General features: G+C 65.6%; 12 protein-coding genes and 1 pseudogene. 4 read left to right on the plus strand and 9 right to left on the minus strand.

The window, feature by feature from the left end:
- The first annotated feature begins 56 nt into the window (after positions 1–56).
- On the plus strand, positions 57–611 hold the full coding sequence (locus A5733_RS21330) for a TetR/AcrR family transcriptional regulator (RefSeq protein WP_076241569.1): 555 nt from the start codon (positions 57–59) through the stop codon (positions 609–611).
- A gap of 7 nt (positions 612–618) precedes the next feature.
- Here the strand turns inward: A5733_RS21330 and A5733_RS21335 are convergent, their stop codons facing one another.
- From A5733_RS21335 to A5733_RS21350, 4 genes are all read right to left on the minus strand, one after another.
- Positions 619–1,503: a formylglycine-generating enzyme family protein gene (locus A5733_RS21335; protein WP_076241570.1), complete on the minus strand. Its 885-nt coding sequence runs from the start codon at positions 1,501–1,503 to the stop codon at positions 619–621.
- 75 nt (positions 1,504–1,578) lie between these two features.
- Complete coding sequence (locus A5733_RS21340) at positions 1,579–2,478, minus strand: HAD family phosphatase (protein WP_142254132.1); 900 nt, start codon at positions 2,476–2,478, stop codon at positions 1,579–1,581.
- Position 2,479: 1 nt separating this feature from the next.
- Positions 2,480–4,024: an arylsulfatase gene (locus A5733_RS21345; protein ID WP_076241571.1), complete on the minus strand. Its 1,545-nt coding sequence runs from the start codon at positions 4,022–4,024 to the stop codon at positions 2,480–2,482.
- Between the two features lie 125 nt (positions 4,025–4,149).
- Positions 4,150–5,700: an arylsulfatase gene (locus A5733_RS21350; RefSeq protein ID WP_076241580.1), complete on the minus strand. Its 1,551-nt coding sequence runs from the start codon at positions 5,698–5,700 to the stop codon at positions 4,150–4,152.
- Between the two features lie 117 nt (positions 5,701–5,817).
- On the opposite strand from A5733_RS21350, the gene A5733_RS21355 reads away from it, so the two are divergent.
- On the plus strand, positions 5,818–6,891 hold the full coding sequence (locus tag A5733_RS21355) for a tellurite resistance/C4-dicarboxylate transporter family protein (protein ID WP_076241572.1): 1,074 nt from the start codon (positions 5,818–5,820) through the stop codon (positions 6,889–6,891).
- A gap of 1 nt (position 6,892) precedes the next feature.
- On the plus strand, positions 6,893–7,168 hold the full coding sequence (locus A5733_RS21360; protein ID WP_067764482.1) for a DUF1876 domain-containing protein: 276 nt from the start codon (positions 6,893–6,895) through the stop codon (positions 7,166–7,168).
- Here A5733_RS21360 and A5733_RS21365 read toward each other — a convergent pair whose 3' ends face one another.
- The 4 genes from A5733_RS21365 to A5733_RS21380 form a co-directional block, all read right to left on the minus strand.
- Positions 7,169–8,254, minus strand: a complete 1,086-nt coding sequence (locus A5733_RS21365; RefSeq protein WP_076241573.1) for an NAD-dependent epimerase/dehydratase family protein — start codon at positions 8,252–8,254, stop codon at positions 7,169–7,171. It lies immediately after the preceding gene.
- Between the two features lie 63 nt (positions 8,255–8,317).
- Positions 8,318–8,530 carry an exodeoxyribonuclease VII small subunit gene (locus tag A5733_RS21370; RefSeq protein ID WP_076241574.1) on the minus strand — a complete coding sequence of 71 codons (213 nt, stop codon included), beginning with the start codon at positions 8,528–8,530 and terminating at the stop codon, positions 8,318–8,320.
- Between the two features lie 11 nt (positions 8,531–8,541).
- The gene (gene xseA, locus A5733_RS21375; RefSeq protein WP_076241575.1) at positions 8,542–9,771 is read right to left on the minus strand and encodes an exodeoxyribonuclease VII large subunit; all 1,230 of its coding nucleotides are present in this window, start codon (positions 9,769–9,771) and stop codon (positions 8,542–8,544) included.
- Positions 9,768–10,352, minus strand: coding sequence for a lipid droplet-associated protein (locus A5733_RS21380; RefSeq protein ID WP_076241576.1), 585 nt, complete (start codon positions 10,350–10,352; stop codon positions 9,768–9,770). The genes xseA and A5733_RS21380 overlap by 4 nt, the downstream gene beginning before the upstream one ends.
- Positions 10,353–10,405: 53 nt before the next feature.
- On the opposite strand from A5733_RS21380, the gene A5733_RS21385 reads away from it, so the two are divergent.
- On the plus strand, positions 10,406–11,419 hold the full coding sequence (locus tag A5733_RS21385; RefSeq protein ID WP_076241581.1) for a 4-hydroxy-3-methylbut-2-enyl diphosphate reductase: 1,014 nt from the start codon (positions 10,406–10,408) through the stop codon (positions 11,417–11,419).
- Between the two features lie 7 nt (positions 11,420–11,426).
- On the opposite strand, the pseudogene A5733_RS26870 reads toward A5733_RS21385, so the two are convergent.
- Positions 11,427–11,849: pseudogene (locus A5733_RS26870) on the minus strand (hypothetical protein); the annotation flags it as partial.

Raw genomic sequence — 11,849 nt, forward strand, 5'->3', positions numbered from 1 at the left:
GCGGACCGGGTGAGACCATCAGCGTATTTCGTCTCAACATGCGATAAATTGGCACCGTGTCTCCAGGGCGAACGGACTGGCTGGTCGGCGGAGATCGACGAGCCGAGGCCGCCGAGCGCATCTATGCCGCGGCCGCCGAGATGGTCGCACGGGACGGTCTCGACGCCCTCGACATCGATGCCCTGGCCGCGCGCGTGCATTGCTCACGGGCGACGGTGTACCGGCATGCGGGTGGCAAAGCTCAGATCCGCGATGCCGTGCTGGCCCGGCTGGCCGCCACGATCGTTGGGGAGATACGTGGTCGCGTCGACGGCCTGACCGGGGCGCAGCGCGTGCTCACCGCCGTCACCGTGGCGCTGCAACTCATCCGGGCCGACCCGATGTTCGGCCTGCTGCTGAGCTCACTGCGCAGCGGCGGTGGCATGGCAGCCGACTTGGCCCGATCGTCGGTGCCGGCCACGTTCGCCACCGAGCTCAGTGGACTCGGTGAAGACGATCCGGTGGCCGCGGCCTGGATCGTGCGCCTGGTGCTGTCCCTGTTGGTCTGGCCGGGTGCCGACGAGGCCGCCGAGCAGGAGATGCTGCTCCGCTTCGTCGCCCCGGCGTTCTAGACAGTACTCAGCTGCGGCGCACGCATCGAAAACCGATGTGGCTCATACCCGTATCGACCGCCTGCGGTCGCCGTGCCGCCGGCCGGTACCGCATGCAGTAACTGTCGGCGCACAGGTACGACCCGCCCTTGATCACCCGCCGACCGACCTGAAACTGCGGCTGGTTCGGGTCATACGTATCCGCGGCACAGCAGGGCGTGGTGGCGCGGTCCGCGCCGTACCAATCGACGGTCCATTCCCAGACATTGCCGGCCATGTCGAACAGGCCGTAGCCATTGGGCTCGAAACTGCCCACCGGTTTCGTTGTGCCATAGCCGGTTTCGGGCAGATACGGGAACTCGCCGTGCCAATAGTTCGCGAGGCGTTGTCCGGGGCGCTCGGGTTCGCCACCCCAGGTGTAGGACGCACCGGTGAGGCCACCGCGGGCGGCGATCTCCCACTCGTCCTCGGTCGGCAGTTCCAGGCCGGCCCAGTCCGCATAAGCCTGAGCATCCTCGAAAGCGATGTGCACGACCGGATGGTCGTCGCGCCCTTTGAGTGACGACCGTGGCCCGCGTGGGTGATTCCAGCAGGCGCCCGGGGTCCAGGCCCACCACAGGTTGATGTGCCGCAGGTCGACGGGCCCGGCAGTGCGCCGGAACACCATCGAGCCGGGCACCAGGTTTCCCGGCGGAGCGCCGGGAAAGTCGTCAGGATTCACCGGACGTTCCGCGACCGTGAGATAGCCGGTGGCGTCCACGAATTCGGCGTACTCGGCGTTGGTGACCTGGTGGGGCTGAATCCAGAACCCCCGCGTGGCGACTTCGCGGGCCGGCGCCTCCTCGGGGTAATGCGAGTCAGATCCGAGAATCGTCGTCTGTGCCGGGATCCAGATCAGGCCGGTGTCTGTCATAGATCGACTCTGCAATGAGGGCGTGTGCTACTCGCACTTTTGCGCCCTGGACGCAGGATCGATGATTTCGGCGCGTCACCCAAAGACCGTCGTCCAATCGTCGCGCATACTCGTCACTGTCCAGCCCCGGTCGGCGGCGAGCGCCAGCGCCTTCTCGGCGCCTGCGGTGTAATCGAATTCGCGGTCGGCGTCGTCGTGGCGTACCAGCAGGCTCAGCGACGGGCCCGGACCTGCGCTGGTGTACTCGAGCATTTCGATGTCACCGTTTGAATTGCCCGCCGCGAAGATGGGCCGTCGGCCGATGCGTCCCCAGATACGCACCGGCTTGACCGGCCCGTCATCCATGAATTCCGGGGTGGCGGTGGTCTTGAGGTGGCCGTCGACAAAATCGAGCCCCACCGAACTGCCGATCACCCGCTCCGGCGGTATGCCGTACATCTGCATGGTCACCGGGCGCATGAAATCGCGACCACCGCCGGAGGCGATGTAGTTGGTGAATCCGTTGTCTTCCAGATAACGCAGCAGCTCGACCATGGGCGCGTAGCCGCACGCCGTGTACGGCCGGTTCAGCGTCGGGTGCTCGGTCGCCGCGAAGAATGCCTTGACCCGCTCGGCGTGATCTTCCACCGGCAACCCGGCATAGGCCGAAAGTATCCCGGCAGCAAGGACTTTCAGGCCAGAGTCGTCACCGTTGTAGTGCTTGGTGACGGCATCGCCGAACCAGGCGAGGTCGCCGGCCGTCGCGGCCCGGTACGGTTGACGCGCCGCGAGTTCGGCATCTGCGGCGGCCTGTTCGGCCAATCGGCGCACCAGGAAATCGAGCTGGATGTAGGCCGGTTTCTCCACCCACAGCGTGCCGTCGTTGTCGAAGACCGCGACCCGATCCTCAGGTGCGAGGTCGCGGACCGCGCGCTCGACGAAGGCGACGACAGCCGACTTCGTCGGCCCGTCGTTCCAGGAGTCCAGTGCTCCCAAGTCAACCGCCCATTCGTTCGAGGAAGTTGTGAAGCTTCTCGACCGCGTGAGAGATCGTGAACGAGGCCGGTTCTCGCCGCGGCGGGAACTCCTTGAAGGTTTCCAGGAATTCGGTGACGAGCGCGTTGGCCATGAAGGCGAGGTAGTCGTGCTCGAAGTACCAGTCCCAGTAGGTGTTCGAGGTGATGTCGGCCCGCTCGTAAGGGTCGGTGCGCAGGTTGAAGAGTTTCGGTGCCCGCAGCGGGGTGAACGGCTCGAACCAGATCTGCAGCGTGCCCTGGCAGCGCTGTTCCATGAACACCACCTTCCAGTTCTCGACCCGCACACCGAGGACATCGCAATCGTCGGAGAAGTAGATCAGGCCGCGGCGTGGGCTCTTGTCTGCCTCACCGGTCAGATACGGCAGCAGATTGAACCCGTCGATGTGCACCTTGTAGGTGGTGTCGCCCAACGTGTGGCCCTTCTTGAGCTTGTCCACGATGTCGGGTTCGCCGGCGGCCGCCAGGAAGGTCGGCAGCCAGTCGTGGTGCTGGATGATCTCGTTGGACACAGCGCCGGCTTCGATCTTGCCGGGCCAGCGGATCAATTCCGGGACCCGGAAGGCGCCTTCCCAGTTGGTGTTCTTCTCACTGCGGAACGGCGTGGTGGCGCCGTCCGGCCAGGTATTGGCGTGGGGGCCGTTGTCGGTGGAATAGACGACGATCGTGTCCTCGGCGATGCCCAGTTCGTCCAACGCGTCGAGCAATTGGCCCACGTTGCGGTCATGGTCGACCATTGTGTCGTGGTAACCGGACTGCCAGCGGCCGGCCTGTCCGAGGCTCTCGGGCTTGGTGTGGGTTCGGAAATGCATGTGCGTGGTGTTCATCCACACGAAGAACGGCGTGTCCGCTTCGTTCTGGCGGCGGATGAAATCGATGCAGGCCGACGTCGTCTCGTCATCGATGGTCTCCATCCGCTTCTTGGTCAGCGGGCCGGTGTCTTCGATGCGTTGCTTGCCGACCGGACCGAAACGCTCGTCGACTTCATCGGACTCCTCGTCGGTGGCCCACGAGTGCACCACGCCGCGCGGCAACATTGCCCTGCGCAACTTCGGGGCTTCCTCTTCCGTCGGATAATCGGGGCTCTCCGGCTCCTCCTCGGCGTTGAGGTGGTAGAGATTGCCGAAGAACTCGTCGAATCCGTGTGCGGTGGGCAGGTATTTGTTCAGGTCACCGAGGTGGTTCTTGCCGAACTGACCGGTCGCGTAACCGACAGATTTGAGCGCCGTGGCGATCGTCGGATCGTCCGGTGACATGCCGACGTCCACGCCGGGCATGCCCACCTTGGACAGCCCGGTGCGGTAGACGCTCTGGCCCGTGATGAACGACGCCCGGCCTGCAGTGCAACTCTGCTCGCCGTAGGAATCGGTGAAAAGCATTCCCTCCCTGGCGATTCGGTCGATATTGGGGGTGCGGTACCCCATCAACCCCATGCTGTAGCAGGACAGATTGCTGATCCCGATGTCGTCGCCCCAGATCACCAGGATGTTGGGTTTCCCGTTCGGCATTCGCAATGCCTCGCTTTCGTATCGAATTTGAACGCTGGCCATCGGACGCTGACTCGACGGTATTCGCGTGAGGCCGGTTTGACGACGAACTCTCGGGTCTCTCAGGGAAAACTAAGTCTGAACGGTCAGTCCTTGGCCAGGAACTTCTCCAGTTTTTCCACGGCCTGGTCGATGGTGAAGCTGGCCGGCGCGTGCCGCGGCGGGAATTCCTTGAAGGTGTCGAGGAATTTCGTGGCCATGGCAATCGAATAGAACACAAAGTAGTCGTGCTGCAGGAACCAGTCGTAGTACGTGTTCGAGGTGAGATCGGCGTATTCGAACGGGTCGGTGCGCAGATTGAACAGCTTGGGCACTCGAAGATGGGTGAAGGGTTCGGCCCAGATGCGCAGGGTGCCCTGGCAACGTTGTTCGGCGAACACGACCTTCCAGTTCTCGAACCGCAGGGCCACCAGGTCGCCGTCGTCGGAGAAATAGAAGAAGCCCCGCCGGGGACTGGTCTCGACCTCACCTGTCAGATAGGGGAGCAGGTTGAACCCGTCGATGTGCACCTTGTACTCGGTCTGACCGTCGGCACCGGCCTTGTGACCATTCTTGAGTTTCTCTGCGATGTTCGGCTCGCCCGCCGCGGCCAGCAGCGTCGGCAACCAGTCATGGTGCTGGATGATCTCGTTGGAGATGCTGCCCGCCTTGATCTTTCCGGGCCACCGGATCATCTCGGGCACCCGGAACGCGCCCTCCCAGTTGGTGTCCTTCTCACTGCGGAACGGGGTGGTGCCGCCGTCCGGCCAGGTGTTGCGGTGCGGCCCGTTGTCGGTGGAGTAGATGACGATGGTGTCCTCGGCGATACCGAGTTCGTCGAGCACGTCGAGCACGGTGCCGACATTGCGGTCGTGGTCGATCATCGTGTCGTGGTAGGGCGACTGCCACAGCCCGGCCTGTCCACGACTTTCCGGCTTGGTGTGGGTGTAGAGGTGCATGTGGGTGAAGTTGCACCACACGAAGAACGGGTTGCCCGCCTCGTGCTGCCGCTTGATGTAGTCGACGGTGCGGTCGGCGATGTCCTCGTCGATCGTTTCCATCCGCTTCTTGTTCAGCGGACCGGTGTCGGCGATCGTCTGCTTGCCGATGGGCCCGAATTTCGGGTCGTCGGGCTCCGTCGAGACCTCGGTGGTGGCCTTGCAGTCGAGCACGCCTCGCGGCTTGGCCAGCTGGTGCAGCACCGGGAACTGGTCGGCATGCGGGTAGTCGAACTGTTCGGGTTCTTCTTCGGCGTTGAGGTGATACAAGTTGCCGTAGAACTCGTCGAACCCGTGCACGGTCGGCAGGTATTTGTTCAGATCGCCGAAGTGGTTTTTGCCGAACTGCCCCGTCGCATATCCGAGCGGCTTGAGCAGTTCGGCGATGGTGGGGTCTTCGGCCGCCCAGCCGATGGGAAAGCCGGGTGCGCCGACTTTACTCATGCCGGTGCGGTAGACGCTTTGTCCGCTGATGAAAGCCGCCCGGCCCGCGGTGCAGCTTTGCTCGCCGTAGGAGTCGGTGAACCGCATGCCTTCGTTGGCGATACGGTCGATGTTGGGTGTGCGGTAGCCCATCAAGCCGTCGCTGTAGCAGGACAAGTTGGTGATCCCGATGTCGTCGCCCCAGATGACCAGGATGTTCGGTTTACCGTCAGGCATGTCATCCTCCCGTGAGCGGAAAATCTTGAGCGCCTTGAACTTTATGCGTACTCGGACGCCGTCATCGGAAAACGCCACTCGGGCGCGACGGAAATCGCGTGATGGTATGACCGGAACATGAGCCAGGCCAGGGGATCGGAAGCCGTCCGCAGCTTGCATCCGGGGTACTTCGCGCTCGTCATGGGCACCGGCATCGTGTCGATCGCAGCGCAGTATCACCGCACTTACGCACTGTCGGTGGTGCTGTTGTGGCTGGCGACGATCTCCTACGTGGTGCTGGTGGTGTTGGTGACGGCACGGATCATCGCGTTCCGTCGCGAGTTCGTCGCCGACCTGACCGACCCGCGGCGCGGTTTCGCGATGTTCACGTTCGTCGCTGCCACGAACGTGCTGGGTACCCGGCTCGCCACCGACGGCCACTACGGCGTGGCGCTGGGGCTGTTGGCGATCGGCTGGGTGGCCTGGATGGTCCTAGGCTACGTGGTGCCGTGGACAGCGGTGCTGGGCCGCGCCGCGCGGCCGGTCTTGCAGAGCGCCAACGGCACCTGGTTCATCTGGGTGGTCGCCAGCCAGTCGGTGGCCGTACTGGCCGCTGCGCTACAGCCCCAGATCGCCCAGGGTCGCAGCGAACTCGCGCTGCTTGCGGTGTTCTCCTGGTCCGTCGGGATCTTCCTGTACGGAGCCGCCGGCATGTTCGTCGCGCTGCGGATGCTGATGTATCCACTGCGGCCCGACGACCTCACCCCGCCCTACTGGGTCGCCATGGGCGCCACGGCGATCACCGTCGTTGCCGGCGCCCGGATCGTGGAAATGGCCGACGCGCCCATGGTCGCCGCCACCCGCGGGCTCATCGCCGGCACCTCGGTGTTCTTCTGGGCGTTCGGCACCTGGCTGATCCCGCCGCTGATCGCCGCCGGCATCTGGCGCCATCTCGTGCACCGGATCCCGCTGCGGTACGACGCGACGATGTGGAGCGTGGTGTTCCCACTCGGCATGTACGGCGTCGGCGGGCACTATCTCGGGCAGGCCGACCAGCTGCCGATCGTGGAGAACATCGGCTACGTGGAAGGGTGGGTGGCGCTGGTGGTGTGGGCCGTGACTTTCGTGGCCATGCTGCGCCACCTTTTCCTCACCCTGCTACCTGGTGTCGCGGACAGATCCGGCGCACTCTTGAAGGTGGAGGGAGATTGAGATGTACGACAAGGATCTGACCAACAAATGGCTCATCGAGATCGAGTTCTCCGAGGACGAGATCCACACCCACGCATCGGCTCGGGCGCAGTTGCGCGACGACACGATGTCGGCCACCGGCGATGCCTACCGCAACCCGAAAGACGCGGGCGCGCCCATGATCGGCGAGGAGATCGCGGCGGCCCGCGCGCTCATCTCCTTGGGAAGCGACTTACTGCATGCCGCGTCGGCGCGCATCGAACAGTCCACGCACCATCCGGTGCACCTGTACCGCTGATCAGGCGGTGACCGGCTGCTTGGTTGCGGACTCCATCTGGTGGAACAGGTCGGTGTAGTACGGCAGGCATTCGGCCATGGCCTGCTCGGTGGTGAACAACGGCTCGTACCCGAGGTCGCGGCGGGCCTTGGCGATCGAGAAGTAGTTGTTGAGGTACAGCCGTTCCACCGCAAGGGGTTCGATCAGCGGCTCGGGGATGCCGAACTTGAAGTGCAGCCACTGCCACACCATCATCGCCTTGTGCACCAGGCGTCCTGACACCCGGAACGTGGGCAGTGGCCGGCCGCAGGCGGCGAGGACGGGGCGGGCGAACTCGAACATGTTGATCGGTTCGCCGTCGTTGATGAAGTAGGCCTGACCGGGTGCGGTGCCGCCGGGCACCAGGTGCTGGGCGGCCAGGATGAATCCGTGGATCAGGTTGTGCACGTAGGAGTTGTCCAGCTTGATGTTCTTGTTGCCGACCAGCACCTTGACGTGTCCGGCGAGCACGTTCTCGAACACCTTGCGGAACATGGTCTGATCGCCACGGCCCCAGATGCCGCTGGGCCGGATCGCGCAGGTGAGCATGCCGTGCTCACCGTTGGCGGCGAGCACGAACTTCTCGGCGACCACCTTGGTCTCGGTGTAGAGGTCGTTGAACCGGTCGGTGTAGGGCATGGTCTCGTCACCGTTGACGATGTCCTGACCGCCCATCACCACACTGTTGGACGCGGTGTAGACGAAGCGTTTGACCCCCGCCTCCTGTGCGGCGTGCACCAGGTTCTTGGTGCCCTCCACGTTCACGGCGAAGCTGCGCTGCCGGTACTCCTCGGTGACCGACGCGCCGCCCATCAGGTCGATGATGGCCGCGGTGTGGATGATCGTGTCGACGTCCTTGACGGCGGCGGCCACCGTTTGTTTGTCGCAGATGTCTCCCTCGACGACCTCGAGGCCGGCGTGTTCGCCCAGCGGGGACGGCGCGCGGTCGAAGGACCGCACCGCGTATCCGCGATCGAGCAGTTCGGTCACCAGGTTCGCGCCGACGAAGCCGGAGCCGCCGGTGACGAGGACACGGCCGAGTTCGGTGGTCAGTTTCGGATCACCCATGCCGCACAGGGTAACTGAAACATGTTCCAGTTTCGAGCGGAAATATCGGATCTGATTGCTGGATCAATCTTCTCCGGACTCGCGCTCGGCCAGCGCCTGCTCCACCCGCTGACGCGCCCCAGCTAAGTGTTCCTCGCAGCGTTTCGCCAGCTTTTCGCCTCGCTCCCACAGATTGAGCGAAGCATCAAGATCGAGACCGCCCTGTTCGAGTTGCTGAACGACGGCGATCAACTCGTCGCGGGCTTCTTCGTAGCCCAGTTCACTAATAGGCTTCATGCTCGTACCTTCTACTCGCTACCGTCGCTCACCGCGGTGACCACCCCGTCGGACACGCGCACCCGCAGCCGCGTCCCCTCTGGTGCCTCGTCCACCGAACGCAGGACCACCGGCTCACCGTCCGTCGGGACCGTCTGCACCACCGCGTAACCGCGGGCCAGCGTCGCGGCCGGGCCGAGCGCGGTCAGGCGCGCCGACAGATGTCCGATCGTGTCCGCCTGAGCATCGATCAACCGGGTGATGTCGCGCTCGGCGGTGGCGCGGCACCGGTGGACCTCCTCGGCCCGCGCGGTGAGCGCGGCCAGCGGCTGAGCCAGCACCGGCCGGCTGCGCAGCTGATCCAGGTGATGCTGTTCGCGGTGTACCCAGTTGCGCAGCGCGCGGGCGCTGCGCCGGTGCAGATCGGTGATCAGCGCCTGTTCGGCGGCCGCGTCGGGCACGATCCGTTTGGCCGCGTCGGTCGGGGTGGCCGCGCGCACGTCGGCGACCAGGTCGGACAGGGGAGTGTCGGGTTCGTGGCCGATCGCGCTGACCACCGGGGTGCGGCAGGCCACGATGGCCCGGCACAGGGTCTCGTCGGAGAACGGCAACAGATCCTCGACGCTGCCGCCGCCGCGGGCCAGCACGATGACGTCGACGAGCGGGTCGGCGTCCAGTGCCGCCAGGGCCTCGACGATCTGCGGGACGGCGTTGGGGCCCTGCACGATGGTGTTGCGGATCGCGAAACGTACTGCCGGCCAACGGGTGGTGGCCACGGTGGTCACGTCGCGCTCGGCCGCCGACGCCCGACCGGTGATCAGACCAATGGTGCTGGGCAAGAACGGAATCGGCCGTTTGAGCCGAGGGTCGAACAGCCCTTCGGCTTCCAGTAGCCGACGCAGCCGCTCGATGCGGGCCAGCAGCTCACCGATACCGACAGCGCGAATCTCGTTGACCCGCAACGAGAACGTGCCGCGGCCGGTGTAGAAGTTGGGCTTGCCGCAGATGACCACCTGCGTGCCCTCGGACAACTTCACCGGGGCGTTGCGCACCAGATCGCGCGGGCACGTCAGGGTCAGCGACATGTCGGCCGCCGGGTCGCGCAGCACCATGAACACGGTCTTGGAGTCTGGGCGGACCTTCAGTTCGGTCAACTGCCCCTCGACCCAGACGGTGCCCAGGCGGTCGATCCATTTGGCGACCCGGGTCGCCACGGCGCGAACCGGCCAGGGGTTTTCCGGTGACTGACCCGGTTCGGTCACTTCGCGGTCGCGCGGGTGATCCTGTTGGCGAGCAGGGTGACGAACGGTGCGCGGGCCCGGCCGGCCTCTTCGTAGGCCAGCAGCGCTTCGAGGTCGGCCACCCGCAGCGACGCCAGCCTGGCGCGCAGCTGCGCCAGCGTCAGCGCGTCATAGCCGAGTTCCTCGGCGATGCCCGGTGCCCCGGCCGCGGAACCGGCGTTGGTGGCCGTGGCTTTGCCGTTCGTCGCCGCCGTCTCCGGTTCGCCGGTGCTGTACAGCGCGAACCGGCCCTCGGTGCGTCGCTCTCCGTCGGTGTCGGGCGCATCGTCTGCCGCGTCAGTGTCGGAAGCGGGCTCGAGATCTTCGTCGAAGGTGGCCCACTCGGGCTGTTCGTCCTTGGGCGGAAAAAGCTGCTCGAGTGTTTCGTCGCCCTTGATCACCAGTTCGGCCAGGTTCTGCTGGACGTGCATGACGATGTTGGCGGCCTGGCTGGCCACGGTCATGGGGTAGGTCAGGATGGTGTGGGGTAACTTGCGAGCTTCTTCCAAGGTGGTGACCGCCGCCCCCACCAGCAGCCGGACCCCATACGGTGCAGTTCCCATAGTCGATAGCCTACGGCTGGCTCGGCGTGGCGGTGTCCCCGTACCCTGGTGACATGCCGTCGACAATCAACATGGGTATCCCTGGTGCCACCAGCTCGGTGCGATCAGGCGGCAGTTCGCAAGCCCTGGGCAAACGAGTTCTGCTGGCCGAGCCGCGCGGATACTGCGCCGGCGTCGACCGAGCGGTGGAGACCGTGGAGCGCGCGCTGGAGAAGCACGGTGCCCCGGTCTACGTGCGGCACGAGATCGTCCACAACCGGCACGTCGTGGAGACGCTGGCCAAGGCCGGCGCCGTCTTCGTCGACGAAACAGACGAAGTGCCCGAGGGGGCCATCGTGGTGTTCTCGGCGCACGGCGTCGCACCGACCGTGCACGAGACGGCCGCTGCCCGCGACCTCCAGGTCATCGACGCCACCTGCCCGCTGGTCACCAAGGTGCACAACGAGGCCAAGCGATTCGCCCGTGACGACTACGACATCCTGCTCATCGGTCACGAAGGCCATGAGGAGGTGATCGGCACCGCCGGTGAGGCCCCCGATCACGTGCAGGTGGTCGACAATCCGGACGCGGTGGACAAGGTCACGGTGCGCGACCCGAACAAGGTGATCTGGCTGTCGCAGACCACGCTGAGTGTCGACGAGACCATGGAGACGGTGCGTCGGCTGCGCGAGAAGTTCCCGACGCTGCAGGATCCGCCGAGCGACGACATCTGCTACGCCACGCAGAACCGTCAGGTTGCGGTGAAGGCCATGGCGCCGGAGTGTGAGCTCGTGATCGTGGTCGGTTCGCGTAACTCGTCCAACTCGGTCCGGCTGGTCGAGGTGGCTCTCGGTGCCGGATCGCGCGATGCGCACCTGGTCGACTACGCCGAGGACATCGACCCGGCCTGGCTGGAAGGCGTCACCACCGTGGGCGTCACCTCAGGGGCCTCGGTGCCCGAGGTGTTGGTGCGCGGTGTGCTGGAGCGGCTCGCCGACTACGGCTACGGAACCGTGCAGCCGGTGACCACCGCCAACGAGACCCTGGTGTTCGCCCTGCCGCGGGAGATCCGCCCGCCGCGGGCCTGAGGGCCGTTCAGTCGTCGTACTCCCAGGAGTGACGTCCCCTGGGCGCCTGGCGCCGGGTGGCTGAACGAGGCCGCGTGCGATGTTCCACCCGATGATCTTCGTCATCGGTGCCGCGGTAGCGCACCCGTGACACCGGGTGGTGTGTCGAGCGGCCAGAGCGGGTCGGCGGGTCGAAAGAATCCTCGAACGGTTGGTAGTCGTCGAATCGGCGGCGACGCCGCTGTGGCCGTTCATGTGCCTCGAACGTGCCCGCTTCACGACGCTCGGGTGGCGGTTGCCTGCGTGGTTCCCGCGGCTCGGTCCGTGCCCGCCGGCGCGGCTCGCCGACCCCGGGCTCGGCCGGACGCGGAGGCCTGGGGCGTCGCGGGCGCTCGGGGATCGCCCCGTCGAACTCGCTGCCGGGGTCGGTGTCACCGGCGCGGCTGGGGCG

This window comes from Mycobacterium sp. NS-7484 (assembly GCF_001953975.1).
In the GTDB taxonomy this organism is placed as follows: domain Bacteria; phylum Actinomycetota; class Actinomycetes; order Mycobacteriales; family Mycobacteriaceae; genus Mycobacterium.